The organism is Pseudomonas sp. KH_050 (assembly GCF_057838875.1).
Genome location: NZ_CM174478.1, coordinates 4,136,799 through 4,153,142, shown reverse-complemented (window position 1 = coordinate 4,153,142; position 16,344 = coordinate 4,136,799). Strand labels below are relative to the sequence as shown.

The 16,344-nt window shown below is 62.8% G+C and carries 17 protein-coding genes; 1 reads left to right on the top strand and 16 read right to left on the bottom strand.

Annotated features, from left to right (window positions below; all coding sequences use genetic code 11):
* Nucleotides 1-43 precede the first annotated feature (43 nt).
* Entirely contained in the window at nt 44-862 is an 819-nt protein-coding gene (gene dapF, locus AC3IUA_RS18890; protein ID WP_489356217.1) for a diaminopimelate epimerase, read from the bottom strand.
* Between the two features lie 137 nt (nt 863-999).
* On the opposite strand from dapF, the gene AC3IUA_RS18885 reads away from it, so the two are divergent.
* Entirely contained in the window at nt 1,000-1,392 is a 393-nt protein-coding gene (locus AC3IUA_RS18885; RefSeq protein WP_489356215.1) for a GFA family protein, read from the top strand.
* A gap of 86 nt (nt 1,393-1,478) precedes the next feature.
* Here the strand turns inward: AC3IUA_RS18885 and phnP are convergent, their stop codons facing one another.
* The 15 genes from phnP to AC3IUA_RS18810 all read right to left on the bottom strand — a co-directional run bounded on the left by phnP (nt 1,479) and on the right by AC3IUA_RS18810 (nt 16,322).
* Nucleotides 1,479-2,228 carry a phosphonate metabolism protein PhnP gene (gene phnP, locus AC3IUA_RS18880; RefSeq protein ID WP_489356213.1) on the bottom strand — a complete coding sequence of 250 codons (750 nt, stop codon included), beginning with the start codon at nt 2,226-2,228 and terminating at the stop codon, nt 1,479-1,481.
* Nucleotides 2,219-2,788, bottom strand: coding sequence for a phosphonate metabolism protein/1,5-bisphosphokinase (PRPP-forming) PhnN (gene phnN, locus AC3IUA_RS18875; RefSeq protein WP_489356211.1), 570 nt, complete (start codon nt 2,786-2,788; stop codon nt 2,219-2,221). Before phnN ends, phnP begins: the two co-directional genes overlap by 10 nt.
* Nucleotides 2,788-3,933, bottom strand: coding sequence for an alpha-D-ribose 1-methylphosphonate 5-triphosphate diphosphatase (locus AC3IUA_RS18870; protein ID WP_489356209.1), 1,146 nt, complete (start codon nt 3,931-3,933; stop codon nt 2,788-2,790). The genes phnN and AC3IUA_RS18870 overlap by 1 nt, the downstream gene beginning before the upstream one ends.
* The gene (gene phnL / locus AC3IUA_RS18865) at nt 3,923-4,642 is read right to left on the bottom strand and encodes a phosphonate C-P lyase system protein PhnL (protein ID WP_489356207.1); all 720 of its coding nucleotides are present in this window, start codon (nt 4,640-4,642) and stop codon (nt 3,923-3,925) included. The genes AC3IUA_RS18870 and phnL overlap by 11 nt, the downstream gene beginning before the upstream one ends.
* A 29-nt stretch (nt 4,643-4,671) precedes the next feature.
* Entirely contained in the window at nt 4,672-5,481 is an 810-nt protein-coding gene (gene phnK, locus AC3IUA_RS18860; protein WP_489356205.1) for a phosphonate C-P lyase system protein PhnK, read from the bottom strand.
* Entirely contained in the window at nt 5,478-6,350 is an 873-nt protein-coding gene (locus tag AC3IUA_RS18855) for an alpha-D-ribose 1-methylphosphonate 5-phosphate C-P-lyase PhnJ (protein ID WP_489356204.1), read from the bottom strand. Before AC3IUA_RS18855 ends, phnK begins: the two co-directional genes overlap by 4 nt.
* Nucleotides 6,343-7,419 carry a carbon-phosphorus lyase complex subunit gene (locus AC3IUA_RS18850; protein WP_489356202.1) on the bottom strand — a complete coding sequence of 359 codons (1,077 nt, stop codon included), beginning with the start codon at nt 7,417-7,419 and terminating at the stop codon, nt 6,343-6,345. The genes AC3IUA_RS18855 and AC3IUA_RS18850 overlap by 8 nt, the downstream gene beginning before the upstream one ends.
* Nucleotides 7,419-8,018, bottom strand: coding sequence for a phosphonate C-P lyase system protein PhnH (gene phnH / locus AC3IUA_RS18845; RefSeq protein WP_489356200.1), 600 nt, complete (start codon nt 8,016-8,018; stop codon nt 7,419-7,421). The genes AC3IUA_RS18850 and phnH overlap by 1 nt, the downstream gene beginning before the upstream one ends.
* Nucleotides 8,018-8,467: a phosphonate C-P lyase system protein PhnG gene (phnG, locus tag AC3IUA_RS18840; protein ID WP_489356198.1), complete on the bottom strand. Its 450-nt coding sequence runs from the start codon at nt 8,465-8,467 to the stop codon at nt 8,018-8,020. The genes phnH and phnG overlap by 1 nt, the downstream gene beginning before the upstream one ends.
* 11 nt (nt 8,468-8,478) lie before the next feature.
* Nucleotides 8,479-9,183: a phosphonate metabolism transcriptional regulator PhnF gene (gene phnF / locus AC3IUA_RS18835; protein WP_489356196.1), complete on the bottom strand. Its 705-nt coding sequence runs from the start codon at nt 9,181-9,183 to the stop codon at nt 8,479-8,481.
* A 37-nt stretch (nt 9,184-9,220) separates the two neighbouring features.
* Entirely contained in the window at nt 9,221-10,003 is a 783-nt protein-coding gene (phnE, locus tag AC3IUA_RS18830) for a phosphonate ABC transporter, permease protein PhnE (RefSeq protein WP_489356194.1), read from the bottom strand.
* A gap of 46 nt (nt 10,004-10,049) precedes the next feature.
* Nucleotides 10,050-11,066 carry a phosphonate ABC transporter substrate-binding protein gene (phnD, locus tag AC3IUA_RS18825; protein ID WP_489356192.1) on the bottom strand — a complete coding sequence of 339 codons (1,017 nt, stop codon included), beginning with the start codon at nt 11,064-11,066 and terminating at the stop codon, nt 10,050-10,052.
* Nucleotides 11,067-11,110: 44 nt separating this feature from the next.
* The gene (gene phnC / locus AC3IUA_RS18820) at nt 11,111-11,944 is read right to left on the bottom strand and encodes a phosphonate ABC transporter ATP-binding protein (protein ID WP_489356190.1); all 834 of its coding nucleotides are present in this window, start codon (nt 11,942-11,944) and stop codon (nt 11,111-11,113) included.
* Nucleotides 11,945-12,108: 164 nt separating this feature from the next.
* Nucleotides 12,109-15,207 (bottom strand): efflux RND transporter permease subunit, encoded by a 3,099-nt coding sequence (locus AC3IUA_RS18815; RefSeq protein ID WP_489356188.1) that lies wholly within the window; start codon nt 15,205-15,207, stop codon nt 12,109-12,111.
* Nucleotides 15,204-16,322 carry an efflux RND transporter periplasmic adaptor subunit gene (locus AC3IUA_RS18810; RefSeq protein WP_489356186.1) on the bottom strand — a complete coding sequence of 373 codons (1,119 nt, stop codon included), beginning with the start codon at nt 16,320-16,322 and terminating at the stop codon, nt 15,204-15,206. Before AC3IUA_RS18810 ends, AC3IUA_RS18815 begins: the two co-directional genes overlap by 4 nt.
* Between the last annotated feature and the right edge of the window lie 22 nt (nt 16,323-16,344).

Genomic DNA, 16,344 nt, shown 5'->3' with positions numbered 1-16,344 from the left:
TTTCGGCCGATTCATAGCGGTCGTATAGAAAGATGCAGGGAAACTACAAATCCTGTAACAGGCTATCGGTGATTATTCCCGAAAAGGTCGTCTCTACCGGTCCGATGAGAAAGACAGGTCCCACGCCATCCCAATGAACCGTTACAGTTCCGCCATCACATTCAACCTCAACGGAATTGTCTAGCAAGCCACGACGAATTCCGTTAACGGCGGCGCCACAAGAGCAGGAACCTGAACCCAGCGGAATACTTCCCCAGCGCTCCCAAATGCGCAATCGAATGTGCTTTCGGTCAATGATCTGGACGAAATGCACGTTCGTCCTGAGGGGAAACAGGGGGTCGGTTTCAATTATCGGTCCCATTGTCGCTATATCAACGGCTGTCAGATCATCCACAAAATAAGTGCAGTGCGGATTTCCCATGCTGCAAGCTGTTGGGCCGCCAGCAAGTGGCAAAACAGCAGTATCCATTTCCAGAGCCAGAGGAATATCCGACCAGCCGAAAAGCGGCTGTCCCATGTTGACAGAAATGGCGCCGGTTGAGGTTCGTTCGCAAGTGAGCAGACCACGGTTGGTTCGCAGCGCTATCGAAGTAGTACCGGATTCGCGCATCAGCCTATCGGCCGCACCCCGCGTTGCGCTGCCACAAGCGTCCAGCGTGGAGCCATCTGCATTCCAAAACATCAAGCGCGCATCTGCATCATCGCAATCGAGCAGCACTGCGAGTTGATTGAATCCGACTCCTCGTCTCCGCTCACCCATTCGCCGAGCTATGTTACTTGTCATTGGATTGGACGAGTTTCGCGAGTCCACGATAACGAAGTCATCGCCATTGGCGTGCATTTTATGAAAACTCAGAGGCATTGATAGACCCTGGCGACGAGACATAGGGTGAATTGACGTTTAAAGGATCTAGCCCCATCCGCACACCCTTTGCAAGCTGTGCGAAAACGGGGTTCGTTGTAAAAATTTCGACCGCTTGATCTTAGAGGAGACGCAGCATGGACCGATTCACCGGCGGTTGCCTGTGCGGCAACGTTAGAATTGAGGCCTCGGGACTCCCATACCGGGTCGGCCTTTGTCACTGTCTCGACTGCCGCAAGCATCATGGGGCGCTTTTCAACGCTTGCGCGGTGTTCCCTCAGGATGCGGTGAAGATCGAGGGCGAAACCCGCGACTACGCCGGGCGGTTTTTCTGTCCCCGCTGTGGCTCGTCCGTTTTCGCCCGCACCGCCGACGAAATCGAAGTGAACCTGGGATCCCTGGATGCCCCTGACCAACTGATGCCCACCTACGAAAGCTGGATCGTCCGTCGCGAGTCCTGGTTGCCGCCGTTTCCACTCACGAGACGATACGAACGCGATCGTGACGCCACGAGCCGCCTTGAAGAGTAGATGGCACGAACGGTGCGAAGGCGCCGTTACGAGCGCCAGGAAACGGCGTGAGCCTGTACGATAAGTCTCAGGCTTCGGTACTGCCGCTAAAGCACATAACCATCAAACCCCACCTCAACATTGCCCGGTAATTCGCCGCGATGCTGCATCAGCCAAGCATCGAAGGTGTGGCCGATATGGGTCAACACCGCCAACGCCGGCTGCAGTTCATCAATGCACTGCAACGCCAGGTTCAGGTCATTGTGATTTCGCGGTGTCTGGGGTTGCGGTGGCATCGAGCAGTCGAGGACCAGCCCGTCCAGCGGTTCGCGTTGCAGCCAGGCCGTGGTGGCCGGTGGCAGGCCGACGGTGTCGGTGAGGTAGGCAATACGCCGGCCGTCGCCTTCGAGCAGGTAGCCGAGGGTCGGCCTGGAGTGTTGCAACGGCAGGGCGGTGACGCTGAGCGGGCCGAACGCGCGAGTTTCGAAGGCCTCGAACGGATGACGGAAATCGAGGATGCCGGGGTGTTTGTAGAGATCGGCGAGGCCTTCCGGGTCCACCGGGCCATGCACCGGAATCACCAGGCCATGGCCCCAGCGCAAATGCAGCAGACCTTGGGCGTGGTCGGCGTGGTAGTGAGTCTGAAAGATCCCGTCAAAGCTGCGAGGCGGGAAGCGTTCGCTCAGATCAGGCAAGCCGCTGTCGATCAACCAGCGCTGGTCAACGCATTCGATCAGCGCGCTGCACGGTCGACGGCGCAGGCGTTCGTCATGGCTGGCGTGGCGACAGGCTACGCACTCGCAACCGTAGACCGGCACCTGTCGGGCATCGCCGGTGCCCAGCAAGGTCAGGCGCATATGGCTTGACCGTCAACGCACGCCAACAAGCGTTCGACCGCGCGTTCCAGCGGCCCGGAGTTGTCGACCCGGTACAACGCCGGGTCGTTATCGGCCAGTACGCGCTCACTGAAACGCGCATTGCGCGCCAGACGCTGATCGATCTCGGCCACGGATTCACGCCCGCGCGCCAGCAGGCGCTGGCGCAACACGGCCTGATCCACCGTCAGCAACACTACCCGCAGGTCTGGATAGCGCTCGCGGGTTTGTGCCAGATGCCCGCGTGAGCCATTGATCAGCACATCCTCTCCGGCCGCCAGCCAATCGTCGATTTCCCGTGGAATGCCGTAGGACAGCCCATTGGCGTGCCAGCTCAGGGCAAACGCACCCTGAGCCTCAAGCGCGGCGAACTGTTCCCTGCTCACGCCCTGAGCCGCCTCGCCCACCGCTTCCGCCGAGCGGGTGATGACCCGCCGCACGATGTGGCAGCCGCGCTCGGCCAACCGCGTTCGTACGGCATCCAGCAGGCTGTCCTTGCCCGAACCGGAAGGTCCGATGAGATAGATCAATCTGCCCGCCATCAAAATACCCTCTTGGCTTTTTGCCAGACTTGTTGGAGTACCGGCAGCCCGTCCAGGTTCCTGGCTTGCACCAGATCCGCCCGAAGCCCCGGGGCTATTTCGCCGCGATCATGCAACCCGGCCGCTCTGGCCGGGGCCAGCGTTATCATGCGCACGGCCTGGGCCAGATCGCAGTGATTGTCCTGGGTCGCCAGCACAAATGCCGCTTGCAACAGACTGGCCGGGTAGTAGTCGCTGGAAAGAATGTCCAGCAAGCCTTCGCTCGCCAAGTCTGCGGCGGCCACATTTCCCGAGTGAGAACCGCCGCGCACGATGTTCGGCGCGCCCATCAGCACTTTCATGTCCTGTTGCCGACAACCGCGGGCCGCTTCCAGCGAGGTCGGAAACTCGGCGATGGTCATGCCATAGCGCGCCGACTCTTCGACATGGGCCAGGGTCGCGTCGTCGTGACTGGCTACCGACAGGCCTCGGGCCAGGCAATGCTCGACAATCGCCGCACGATAGCCGTCGCTGTACTTGCGCGAGTTGGCCATCTGCAAGGTGATGAACTCATCCATCTGCGTCGTCGTCAGGTGGTACTTGCCCATGTAGTACTCGCGGTACTTGGATTCCAGCACGAACTGGCGCTGGCCCGGCGAATGGTCCATCACCGACACCAATTGCACCAGGGGATGCTCCACCAGATCGCGAAACACGCTCAGGGTGTCCGGGTGGCACAGCTCGCAACGCAGGTGCAACCGATGCTCGGAGCGGGTCAGGCCGGCGTCGGATGCGCTGGCAATGGCCTCAAGCATCGCCGGCAATTTCTGCATGCGATTGCCCTTGGGGTTCACATCGCCGATGGATACAGCGTCGAACACCGTGGTGATGCCCGCCGCGATGATCTGCGCATCATGGCTGAGCACTGCCGAGCGCGATGGCCAATCCACGCCGGGGCGCGGGGTCATGTGCTTTTCCAGATTGTCGGTGTGCAACTCCACCAGCCCCGGCAACAGGTAATCACCCTGGAGGTCCTGGGCGCCGGGCAGCCGGCTGGGGCCTTCGCCAATGTCGGCGATCAGGCCGTCGCGCAGCACCACTGTGCCGTAGAACGTGCGGTCAGCGGTGACCAGTTGCGCATTACTGAGGATCTGTTCAGCGGGCATCGGCGTATTCCTCGTGGGTCACAGCAGCCGGGGTCATGTCGAAATGGCGATCGGCAACCGCCTCGCGGGCGGCGCGGTCGTGGAAGATGCCGATCAGCGCGGCGCCTGCGGCTTTCGCCTCATTCATCAGTTCCAGCACCACCTGGCGATTGCTGTCATCCAGGGACGCGGTGGGTTCGTCCAGCAACATCACCGGCCAGGTCACCATGAAACCCCGGGCGATGTTGACACGCTGCTGCTCTCCGCCGGAGAAGGTGCCGGGCGCCAATGACCACAAGCGTTCAGGGATGTTCAGTCGGCTCAACAGCAGCTCGGCGCGGGACTTGGCCGAGGCTTTCGACCACCCACGGGCCAGGGCCGGCTCCATCACCACATCCAGGCACGCCACCCGGGGGATCACCCGCAGGAACTGGCTGACATAGCCCACTGTGCGCTGACGCACTTGCAGAATGTCCCGCGGTTGCGCCCCCACCAGCTCAAGCCATTGCTCGTCGTGCTGCACGCGGATGCTGCCGCCCGCGGGCAGGTAGTTGCCATACAAGGTGCGCAGCAAGGTACTTTTGCCGGCGCCGGACTGGCCGTGCAGCACCAGGCACTCGCCAGCTGCCACGCTGAAATCAACGCCGCGCAACACGTTGAGGACCACCCCGTTCTGTTGATGCAGGGTGAAGGTTTTCGAGAGGTCGCGGACCTCGATCAGGGTATTCATCGCTGGGATTTCCACAGTTGGACGGGGCTTCATGGCTGCAACACCGAAGACACCAGCAGTTGCGAATAAGGATGCTGCGGATCATCGAGGATCTGATCGGTCAGGCCGGTTTCCACCACCCGCGAACGGCGCATCACCATCAGCCGATCCGCCAGCAGCCGCGCCACCGCCAGGTCGTGGGTGACGATCACCACCGCCAGATCCAGTTCGCGCACCAGGCCGCGCAGCAGGTCGAGCAAACGCGCCTGCACCGACACGTCGAGGCCGCCGGTTGGCTCGTCCATGAACACCAGGCGCGGGCTCGACACCAGATTGCGGGCGATTTGCAGGCGCTGCTGCATGCCGCCGGAGAAGGTCCGGGGCAAGTCGTCGATCCGCTGCGGGTCGATCTCCACCTGGCTCAGCCAGTCGATTCCGGCCCCACGCAATTGCTGGTAATTGCGCACGCCCTGGGCCATCAGGCGCTCGCCGATGTTGGCGCCGGCCGACACGCCCATGCGCAAACCGTCGCGCGGGTTCTGTTCGACGAAGCCCCATTCGGTGCGCAGCAAGGTCCGACGCTCGGCCTCGCTGGCGCTGTACAGGTCGAGCCATTGGCCTCGCTTGTCGCGGTAACCGATGCTGCCGCGCTGGGGAGGCAAGCGCCCGCTGAGCAACGAGAGTAAGGTCGACTTGCCGGAACCGGACTCGCCAACGATCCCCAGCACTTCACCGGGGTACAGGTCAAAGCTCACGCCCTGGCAGCCTTTCTCCGGCCCGTACAACAGCGACAGGTCACGCACCTGCAACAGCGGTTCAACAGTGGACACGGACAGATGGTTTTTCAGCGCCTGGTTCATTGACCCTGCTCCTGCTGGCTGACGCGCTGGGCGCAGTAATAGGTGTCGGAACAGACGAAGCTCTGGGTGCCGGCGTCGTCGAGGATCAACTCGTCGAGGAACGAATCGCGGCTGCCGCAAATGGCGCAGCACTCGTCCCACTTCTGCGCTTCGAAGGGGTGATCCTCGAAGTCGAGGCTGGTGACTTTGGTATACGGTGGCACTGCGTACAGGCGCTTTTCCCGGCCAGCGCCAAACAGCATCAACGCCGGGCTCATGTCGAGTTTCGGGTTGTCGAATTTGGGAATCGGCGACGGGTCCATCACGTAGCGTTCGTCGACCATCACCGGGTAGGCGTAGGCGGTGGCGATGTGGCCGAACGTGGCGATGTCCTCGTAGAGCTTGACGTGCATCACCCCGTAATCGTTGAGGGCGTGCAGGGTCCGGGTCTCGGTTTCCGAAGGTTCGATAAAGCGCAGCGGCTCGGGAATCGGCACCTGATACACCATGATCTGATCGGCGTGCAGCGGGGTTTCCGGGATACGATGACGGGTCTGGATCAGCGTGGCATCCGGTGTGCTTTCAGTGGTGACGACGCCAGCAGTGCGGGCAAAAAAGCGCCGGATCGACACGGCGTTGGTGGTATCGTCAGCACCCTGATCGATGACCTTCAGCACGTCTTCGGCACCGAGAATCGCCGCGGTCAACTGCATGCCGCCAGTACCCCAGCCGTAAGGCAGCGGCATCTCGCGGCCACCGAACGGCACCTGGTAACCGGGGATCGCCACGGCTTTGAGCAAGGCGCGGCGGATCATGCGTTTGGTCTGTTCATCGAGGTAAGCGAAGTTGTACGCCGCGTCGCGTACCGGCGCCTGGTTCAGGTCATTCATGGCTTTGCCCCTCGGCAGGCTTGCGCAGTTTGCGGACCAACTCCAGTTCGGCCTGGAAATCCACGTAGTGAGGTAGTTTGAGGTGGGAGACAAAACCGGCGGCCTCGACGTTGTCGCAGTGCATCAGGACGAATTCCTCCTGCTGCGCCGGGGACACGATCTCTTCGTTGTACTCGCCGGCGCGCAATGCGCGGTCGACCAACGCCATGCCCATGACCTTGCGCTCGGCATGCCCGAAGGCCAGACCGTAGCCACGCGTGAACTGTGCCAACTCGGTGGCTGAGCCGACGAACTGGTTGACCATCTCGCACTCGGTGACTTCGATGCTGCCCAGATTGATCGGAAAACCCAGCTCTTCAGGGTCGATCCAGACTTCCACTTCGCCGATGCGGATTTCCCCGGCGAACGGGTGATTGCGGCCATAGCCGCGCTGGGTCGAATAGCCCAACGCCAGCAGAAAACCTTCGTCGCCACGGGCCAGGGCCTGCAAGCGCTGGGCGCGGCTGGCGGGCAGTTCCAGTGGGTCGCGGGTGATGTCAGGCACCGTCTCGCTGTCGTCGGATTCGTTCTTGATCAAGCCTTCTTTGGCCAGTAAGCCGAGGACTCGCGGGCACGGTTCAAGGCTGGCATCGGGCGTAACCTGCGGCCCCGGATACTCGCCTTCAGCGAGCAGCGCGAAGTCAAGCAGACGATGGGTGTAATCGAAGGTTGGCCCTAGCAGTTGCCCGCCTGGCACGTCCTTGAACGTCGCGGACAAACGTCGGCTGAGCTGCATATTGGCGGTGTCGATCGGCAGGCTCGGACTGAAGCGCGGCAACGTCGTGCGGTAGGCTCGCAACAGGAAGATCGCTTCCACCAGATCTCCGGCCGCTTGCTTGATGGCCAGCGCGGCGAGTTCTTGGTCGTACAGCGAGCCTTCGCTCATCACCCGCGCCACCGCCAGCGGCAGTTGTTGCCGGATCTGCTCGACGCTCAATTCGGTGACCGAAGTATCGCCCCGGCGTAGTTTCGCCAGCAAACGATGGGCATTGTCGATGGCCTGTTCGCCACCCTTGACGGCTACGTACATCAGACACGCTCCTGTGCTGTGCGGCTGACCCGGGTGCTGCGCGGCAGGCCGATGACGTCATGGCCCGCGGCGAAAAACAGGTCCAGGCCACGGGGAAATTCGTTGCAGCGCTCACGTTCGTCCCAGAAGCCATCGGCCACCGGCAGGCTGACCCGGTGTTCGCTCTCGATCCCCGGGCCGCGCCACACCCGCGCGGCTCCGTCGCCGAGGTTTGGCAGCTGAACCAGCAAGGTGCAGGACTGATCGGGATAGCGGTCATTGCCCATGTCGAAGCCGCCGAGCTCGAGCAGGTCCTGGGCGGCGAGCAAGGCAAAACGCGCCGTTTCCCGGTTCGGGGTTAACGGGCAGCCACAATGGAACGCCAGATTGGCGCGGATCACCGGCGTGTCGAAGGAGGGCGCCAGCCACAGGGGCGTGTCGACATCCAGGAGCGCCAGGCACAGTGCATAGGACGCGGGCTCCAGTCCTTCAAGGCGCGGCGTGGTAGACAGGGTCTGGATCAAACCGGGACCGGCCAGTGCCTTGAGTGCCGCGCGAAAACCGCGCTGGGCATCCAGCACCGGGTCGGCGAATGCCGGTTGCAATAGCGCTGTGCTCATCAGTTTTCTCCTCGCACGAGGGTGAAGAATTCGACTTTGGTGGCGGCGGTGTCCGCCTCTTTCTGCATCCGGCGTTCGGCCTGGGCCTGGGCCAGCGGCGTGATCAACGCATCGAGCCAATGCCGCTGTTGCGTGCCCTGCAAATGCGCGTCGGCCAAGGCGGCCAATTCAGCGTGGGCCTTGTCGCGCCCTCCCAGGTAGCTGTAGCCGGTACGGCCATCGGCCAGGCGCACCACGCAGCGGGTCACGCTCATTTCGCCGAGGTTGAACGGCGCGCCGGTGCCGCCCATACGGCCCCGGACCAGGGTCATGCCAATTTCCGGGGCGCGGATCAGCTGGTATTCGATGTCGCGCAGGGCGGCTTCATGGGGCTGCAATTCATCGCGACGGGCGTTGGCAAGCACGCCGATCCAGTGTTGCCGTTCGGTGTGAGGAACAGAGTTGTGCATGGGGTTCTCCATCAGGTGACGACCTGGTACTGGAAGCGATCCGAACGGCTGGTGGACTGGGCCAGCTCCACCGCACGGCCGTCGCGATCACGGGAAAGGGTGAACACACTCAGTGCCGGCAAATGCCGGGGCATCATTAACAGCGCGGCTTCTTCGCGGTTGGGCAAACGGGCACCGATCAGGCTCAGGGTGCGGGTCAGCGGCAGGTCCCGTTCGCTCAGGTACTGACGCAGTGAACCGCCGGTGTAATCCGCCAGCAGCGGCGCGTGGCTGGCGCAGTAGCGATGGCGGATCAGGCTGACCGGTTGGTGATCGAGCTTGCGCAAGGTCTGCAATTCGATCATCGGCGCCATCTCGGCGATGCCAAGGTGTTGCGCTTCTTCACGACTGGCGAAGCAATAACGGCGCTTGAGCAGCAGCGCCTCGACGCCCAGGCCTTGGGCCGACAACGACTGGCTGTAGGCACTGTCGGCGGCCATCGGATAAATCAGTGGCCGTTCCAGCACTTGGGTGCCTTTGCCCTGGCGGCGCAACAGGCTGCCTTCGAACACCAACTCATCAATGGCACGGCGCAGGGTGTGGCGATTGACCCCGAAACGCTCGGCCAGCTGCACTTCCGCCGGCAGGAAGTCGCCCGCCTGGTAGTCGGACAGTTCCCGACGCAGGATGTCGGCCAACTCGCGATACACCGGTTCATCTTGTCTAGACAACTGCATCGTTAAAAAAAAGCGCCCACGGGCACCCCTCCGAAATTCAAATGAATCGCTTGCGCAGGCGTTGCGACAGGATGTCGATCAAGCTCACCACAACGATGATCACCAGCAGTACCGCGCAGGTCTGGACGAACTGGAAGGCGCGGATGTTCTCCCACAGAATCACCCCGATCCCGCCGGCCCCGACCATCCCCACCACCGTCGCCGAGCGCACGTTGGCCTCGAATCGGTACAGCGCGTAGGACACCCACAGCGGCATCACTTGCGGGATCACGCCGTAGATCACTTCTTGCAAGGCGCTGGCGCCGGTGGCGCGGACCCCTTCGACCGGCCCCGGATCGATCGCCTCGACCGCTTCGGCAAACAGCTTGGCCAGCACGCCGGTGGTACTGATCCACAGCGCCAGGACCCCGGCAAACGGTCCCAGACCGACCGCCACCACAAACAACATGGCGAACACCATTTCGTTGATCGAGCGGAAGGCATCCATCACCCGGCGCAGGGGTTGATGAATCCACCAGGGCGTGATGTTTTCGGCGCAGAGAATGCCCAGCGGCACCGAGCAGACAATCGCCAGCACCGTGCCCCAGAGGGCGATCTGTACGGTGACGATCATTTCCTTAAGGTAGGAGCGCCATTCATGGAAGTCCGGCGGGAAGAAATCAGCGGCGAAGGTCGCCATGTTTCCCGAGTCGCGATACAGCGCCATCGGATTCATTTCGGCGCCGTGCCAGGCCCAGGCCAGCAGGACCAGGAACAGGCCCCAACCGGTGTATGTCGGCCAGGAACGTTTGCCTACCGCTTCAGCGTGCAGAGTAGTCATGAGGTGTTCTCAGAAGAGGCGGGGCACCGCAGTGCCCCGCCGTGAATCAACCGGCGTTGGCCGCGCTTTTTTTGTCGCTGGCTTTCTCGAGGGCGGTGAGGCGCTCTTGCAGCTTGGCCAGCTCGGCGTCAATCCCGGCCAGGCGCTTGGCTTTGTCCACCGCCTCAAGCTTGGTGTCGGCACTGAGGGTGGTGCGCTGTTTGAACAGCTCAAGCTGACGGATCGGCAACAATTGGTCGTCGTTGGAGGCCAGGAATTTGCTCAGTTGCATGTTGTTGAGCACGGCCTTCTCGGACTCGGTGTCGCCATAGCTGAAAATGAAATCGCGGATCTTTTGCTTCTGGCTGTCGCTCAGGGCCTTGCTCCACACCAGCGGGTCGGCGGGAATCAGTGGCGACTTCCAGATCACCTTGAGCAGCGCCGCCTTGTCCGGCTGGGTCACTTCCAGACGATCCCAGCTTTCAGTGTTGAAGGTCGCCACATCCAGTTGTCCCTTGGCCACGCTCAAGGCGTTGACCTCGTGGCTGGAGTTGAGGGTGCGCTTGAACGCGGTGGCGGCATCGACGTTGTTCTTGGCGAACACGTAGTAGCCCGGCACCAGATAACCCGAGGTGGAGTTCGGGTCGCCATTGCCGAAGGTCAGGGTCTTGGCGTTTTTCAGCATGTCATCGACGGAGTTGATCGGGCTGTCCTTGCGCGCGATCAGCACACTCCAATAGCCGGCGGCGCCGCTGGCGGCAGCGGTCTGGGCGAAAATTTCGCCATTGGAACGGTCCACCGCTTCAATCGCGGCCTTGTTGCCCAGCCAGGCGACGTCGACCTTGTTGAAGCGCATGCCCTGGATCAGGCCGGCATAGTCGGAGGCGAATGTGGCGTTGATCTTCAGGCCGGTCTGCTTGTGCATGTCGTCGAGAAACGGCTGCCAGATGCTCTTGAGATTCTGCGAGGATTCGGTGGACATGATCCCGAAGTTGATGGCTTTTTCTTCCGCCTGGGCGGTGCCCAGCACACAACCGGCGAGCAAAGCAGCGCCGGCAAAAACGCGACCGATACGGTTCAGCATGGAATGTTTTCCTGAGGGTGCACAGTTGGGAAAGTGAGGTGTGTTCAAGCGCGCGCCAGCACCAGCCGGGACGCAGGATCAGGCTGTCGGGCCTGATCGGAAATCATCAGGCGGGTATCGGTGTCGGCGCCGTACAAGTCATTGAGGAAACGGCTGCTCAGCTCCGTGCCGGGACCGTCGAAATGAATCCGTCCGCTTTTGAGCGCTACGGCACGCGGGCAATAATGCGTGGCGTAATCGACCTGATGCAAGGTGACCACCACGGTCTTGCCGTCGCGGCGGTTGATGTCAGCGAGGATTTCCATAACCTTGCGCGCCGACTCCGGGTCCAGCGAGGCGATCGGTTCATCCGCCAGAATCACCTCGGCACGCTGGGTCAGCGCCCGGGCAATCGCCACCCGTTGCTGTTGGCCGCCGGACAGGGTCGATGCGCGCTGCGCCGCCAGGTCAGCCAGGCCGACGCGGTCCAGGGAGGCCATGGCGAACTGTTTTTCCTCGGCATTGAACAGGCGGAAATTGCCACGCCAGCGCGGTATGCGCCCCAGGCAACCGAGCAGTACGTTATCGAGCACGCTGAGACGGTTGACCAGATTGAACTGCTGGAAGATGTAGCCGATGTCAGCGCGCAAGCGCCGCACTTTGCCGTTGAGCCGCCCGCTCGCCTGCACTTCGCGCCCCAACACCTTGACGCTGCCGCCGTTATTGCGATCGCAACATGCCAGGCCCGCCAAGTGACGGAGCAGGGTGGATTTGCCGGAGCCGGAAGCGCCGATCAGCGCGACCATCTCACCGGCCGCAATGGTGAGATCGAGGTTGACCAGTGCGGTTTTACCCGCAAAGGTCTTGTTCAGATGATCGACATGGATAGCTGCGTTCATGGGCTTCTCTGTCTGGTTGAACAGCCGTCCGTGGCCATATAGGAGTTCAACCGACTTTAGGCCGCAGTGATGTCATCGCTATGACTCGCCCAAGTCACTGGAATCACTATTTGATGAAGGTTTTGTGAAAGGTTGAGCTGCGAGGGGCGGTGCCACGGCACTCATCACTCGGACGCGAGCGCGGCGTCCCCCCGTACCTGTCGGGTGTCAGCGGCCGTCTGGCGACCCACCTTGAACCATGCGGCGTACAACGCCGGGACGAAGAAGATCGTCAGTAGCGTCGCCACGGTAAGGCCGCCCATGATCGCAATTGCCATCGGCCCCCAGAACACACTGCGCGTTAGCGGGATCATTGCAAGCACGGTGGCCAGCGCCGTCAGCATCACCGGACGGGCCCGGTGAATGGCGGCATCCAGCACAGCATTCCACGGGTCGCGCCCTTCAGCGATTTCGGTTTGCACCTGGTCGATCAGGATCACCGAGTTGCGCATGATCATGCCACCCAGTGCGATGATGCCCAGGATCGCGACGAAGCCCAGCGGCGACTGGAACACCAGCAGCGCCGGCACCACGCCGATCAGGCCCAGCGGAGCGGTCAGCACCACCATCCACATGCGAGAGAAGCTCTGGAGTTGCAGCATAAGCAGCAGCAGGATGCTGACCAGCATCAGCGGGGCTATCGCGAGCAGCGCCTTGTTGGCCGTGTCACTTTCCTCCACCGCGCCGCCCACGTCGATGCGGTAGCCCGACGGCAGCTTCGCTTCGATATCCTTAAGCAACGGCTGGATCTCCTGCGTCACCGATACACCTTGCTCGCCATCCTTCACGTCGGCACGCACCGTGATCGCCATATCGCGGTTGCGACGCCACAGCACCGGCTCTTCCAGCTCAGAGCGCACCTGTGCGACTTGCGACAGTGGCACAACCGTGCCCTGGCGCGTGTAGAGGTTGATGTCTTTCAGTGTGTCGAGGCTCAAGCGCTCCTCAGGCACGGCACGGGCCACGATGTCGATCAGGTCCTCGTGCTCACGCAGCTGCGACAGGGTTGCGCCATTCATCACGGTCTGGGTCGCCAGCGACACGTCGGCCGGCGTCAGGCCAAGCGCGCTCGCCTTGTCCTGATCAAGCTCCACCTTCAGCGTGCGCACCGGGTCGTTCCAGTCGAGCTGGAGGTCGCGCACCTTCGGGTTGGACGCAACCACCTTCTCTACGTCGCGGGCGATCTGGCGCACCATTTGGGTATCGGGGCCTACGACGCGCAACTGCACCGGGTAGCCGACAGGCGGCCCCAACTCGAGCCGGGTCACGCGCACCCACGCCTGGGGGAATTGTTGGTCGGCCGAGGTCACCAGCCGCGCACGTACCCGCTCGCGTGCCTCCAGGTCCTTGGTCATCACAACGAACTGGGCAAATCCCGGATTCGGCAGCTCGGGGTTGAGCGAGAGATAGAAGCGCGGTGCGCCGGCGCCGGTGTAGGCGGTAAAGAAACGCACGTCCTCGTCCTTCGCCAGGATCTCCTCCATGTGCTTGACCTGCTCGGTCGTCGCGGCGAACGAGGAGCCTTCCTTTACGCGCAGGTCAATGACCAGTTCAGGGCGCGAACTGTTGGGAAAGAATTGCTGCGGCACGAGCTTGATACAGGCCAGAGCAAGCGCCAGAGCGCCAAACGTCGCACCGATGACCACCCAGCGGCGCTCGATGGCGGCGTCGATCAGGCGGCGTAGGCTGCGGTAGAACTTCGTGTCGTACAGATCAGCGCCATGCTGGTGCTTGCCCAAGTCGTTGGGCAGCATCTTGACCGCCAGGTACGGCGTGAAGATGCCGGAGCAGATCCACGAGAACAGCACCGCGGCGCCGACGATCCAGAAGATGCCGCCCGCGTACTCGCCGGTGGTGGACTGCGAGAGGCCGATCGGCAGGAAGCCCACGACGGTGATAAGTGCGCCGGTCAGGCGCGGCATGGCGGTGGACTGATAGGAGAAGGCGGCCGCCTTCACGCGGTCCATGCCGGTTTCCATCTTCGCCACCATCATCTCGATGGCGATGATGGCGTCATCCACCAGCAGTCCCAACGCGATAATCAGCGAGCCGAGCGAAATGCGCTCGAGGTTCCAGCCCATCGCCAGCATCACCAGCGCCACGCCGCCCAGCACCAGCGGCACCGTGGTCGCGACCACGAGACCGGCGCGCCAGCCCAGGCTGGCCAGGCTCACCGCGATCACGATGATCAGCGCCTCGGCTAGCGCGCGCCCGAAGTCCAGGATGGCGTCCTTCACCGTGGTTGGCTGGTCGGCCACGAGCTCCAGCTCTACGCCATGGGGAAGTTCCGACTGGATCCTGGCGACTGCCGTGTCCATTTCCTTGCCAAGGTCCACGATGTTGCCGTCGCTGGTCATCGTGATGCCGAGCATCAGCACTGGCTGGCCGTTGTGGCGCACCGTGTAGGTCGGCGGATCCTCAAAGCCACGTTTAACGATCGCAATGTCGCCGAGTTTGATCTGCCGGCCGCCTGCGGCGATGGGCACGTTGCGGATGGCGTCTTCGCTGGCGAACGGGCCACTCACGCGTACCATGACGCGGTCGCCGCGTGTATCGATCTGGCCTGCGGGCAACATGGCGTTCTGGCTCTTGAGGCTTTCGGCGATGGTTAGCGGTGTAATGCCCAGCGCTGCAAGACGCTCGTGCGAGAACTCGACGTAGACACGCTTGGCCTGCTTGCCGACGACATCGATCTTTTTGACCATCGGCACCTTCAGCATGCGGCGCTTGATGTCCTCGGCCGCGTCCGACAGGTCGGCGTGGCCGATGCCGTCGCCCTTGACCGCGTACATCAGGCCATACACGTCGCCGTATTCGTCGTTTACGATCGGGCCGATCACGCCATCAGGCAGCTCGAGGCTCAGGTCGTTGAGTTTCTTGCGCGCCTGGTACCAGGCCTCGCGCTGGTCGGCCTTGGAGGTGCCTCCGCGCACGGTGAGCGTCATGCCCGCGTAGCCTTGCCGCGCGTAGGTGACCACTTTCTCGAAGTGGTCGATCTGCTCGAATTTCTTCTCCATGCGGTTGAGGACCTGGTCCTGCAACTGCTGGGCGGTGGCGCCCGGCCAGATGACAATGGCGGTCATGGAGGGCACGGAGAAATTCGGGTCCTCGAGTTGACCGAGCCTGGTGAAGCTGAAGGTGCCGGCCACCGCGACGAGGATGAGCATGAACAGGACGATGGCGCGATGGCGCAGCGCCCAGTCGGTGAGGTTGAAGTTGTTCATCGGGCGGCCTGCTGCGGGGTGTTCGCGTCAACGATCGCCGCGCCGGGAAGCGCGACCTTCAGTCCGGACGCCATCTTCTGCACCCCGGCGGTGACGACCAATACACCGGCCTGCGGCCCGGAGACGAGCACCTCGTCATTGCGGTAGCCCCACACCGCCACACGCACCAGTTCGACGATGCCTACCGGATCCTTGCCCGCGGGCGTGACCACCCACAGCGCCGGCTGGCCGCCGTTTTGCGTCAGGGCCGTAGCCGGCACCGCCGCCACCGAGATGTTTGTCATCACGCGCTCGGCCATTACCGTAGCGGTGGCGCCCAGCGGCAGAAGCCGCGCGTTTCCCGGCTTCAGCCGCGCGCGATAGGTGCGCGTCTGCGCCGCGGCCTGCGGCGACAGCTCGCGCAGCGTGACATCGAAGGTTTCGTTTGGCGCACTGGCCAGCGAGGCCTTGAAACGCGCCTCTTTGAAGGCGGACAGCTGATCCTCGGGCACATCGACCACGATCTCGGGCTCGTCCGGATTTGCGATAGAGACGACCGACTGGCCCTGCGCCACGACCTGCCCGGCCTCAAAGCGCACAGCCGTGACGACGCCGCTACGCGAGGCGCGCAGCACGGTGTACTTGAGCCGGTTGCGCGCGAGCTCGAGCTTTCGCGCCTCGGCCTTGGCGGTCGCCTGCGCGGTCTGGGCATTGGTATGCGCGCGCTCGTCCTCGGCCGCACTGACCGAGCCGTCAACCTTCAGCGCGGTCAGGCGCTGGCGGTCCGAGTCGGCCTGGCGCGTCTGCTCGACGGCAATCGTCCACTGTTGTAGCGATGCTTCCTCAGCAAGGCGGTAGTCGCTGTCATCCAGCACAGCCAGTATGTCGCCTTCGCGCACTAACTGGCCTACATCGACCTTGCGCTGGGCTACCTTGCCGCCCACGCGGAAGGCCTGGTCGACTTCATGCCGCGACTGTACGGTGCCCACATAGCGACTGATGTCGCGGGCATTGTCGTAGCTGATTTCAACGGTGCGTACCGGTCGTGGGGCCTGCACGGCTGGCTGGTCCGGGCTACACGCAGACAGCATGACGGCTACGGCCAGGGCGCTGGCCGCAGTAAGGGAGGTTTTCAAGGCGGTTCCTCTTTGAAAAACG

Coding starts and splice junctions, on each gene's coding strand:
- dapF (WP_489356217.1), bottom strand. CDS start 862: ATGCCTCTGAGTTTTCATAAAATGCACGCCAATGGCGATGACTTCGTT.
- AC3IUA_RS18885 (WP_489356215.1), top strand. CDS start 1,000: ATGGACCGATTCACCGGCGGTTGCCTGTGCGGCAACGTTAGAATTGAG.
- phnP (WP_489356213.1), bottom strand. CDS start 2,228: ATGCGCCTGACCTTGCTGGGCACCGGCGATGCCCGACAGGTGCCGGTC.
- phnN (WP_489356211.1), bottom strand. CDS start 2,788: ATGGCGGGCAGATTGATCTATCTCATCGGACCTTCCGGTTCGGGCAAG.
- AC3IUA_RS18870 (WP_489356209.1), bottom strand. CDS start 3,933: ATGCCCGCTGAACAGATCCTCAGTAATGCGCAACTGGTCACCGCTGAC.
- phnL (WP_489356207.1), bottom strand. CDS start 4,642: ATGAATACCCTGATCGAGGTCCGCGACCTCTCGAAAACCTTCACCCTG.
- phnK (WP_489356205.1), bottom strand. CDS start 5,481: ATGAACCAGGCGCTGAAAAACCATCTGTCCGTGTCCACTGTTGAACCG.
- AC3IUA_RS18855 (WP_489356204.1), bottom strand. CDS start 6,350: ATGAATGACCTGAACCAGGCGCCGGTACGCGACGCGGCGTACAACTTC.
- AC3IUA_RS18850 (WP_489356202.1), bottom strand. CDS start 7,419: ATGTACGTAGCCGTCAAGGGTGGCGAACAGGCCATCGACAATGCCCAT.
- phnH (WP_489356200.1), bottom strand. CDS start 8,018: ATGAGCACAGCGCTATTGCAACCGGCATTCGCCGACCCGGTGCTGGAT.
- phnG (WP_489356198.1), bottom strand. CDS start 8,467: ATGCACAACTCTGTTCCTCACACCGAACGGCAACACTGGATCGGCGTG.
- phnF (WP_489356196.1), bottom strand. CDS start 9,183: ATGCAGTTGTCTAGACAAGATGAACCGGTGTATCGCGAGTTGGCCGAC.
- phnE (WP_489356194.1), bottom strand. CDS start 10,003: ATGACTACTCTGCACGCTGAAGCGGTAGGCAAACGTTCCTGGCCGACA.
- phnD (WP_489356192.1), bottom strand. CDS start 11,066: ATGCTGAACCGTATCGGTCGCGTTTTTGCCGGCGCTGCTTTGCTCGCC.
- phnC (WP_489356190.1), bottom strand. CDS start 11,944: ATGAACGCAGCTATCCATGTCGATCATCTGAACAAGACCTTTGCGGGT.
- AC3IUA_RS18815 (WP_489356188.1), bottom strand. CDS start 15,207: ATGAACAACTTCAACCTCACCGACTGGGCGCTGCGCCATCGCGCCATC.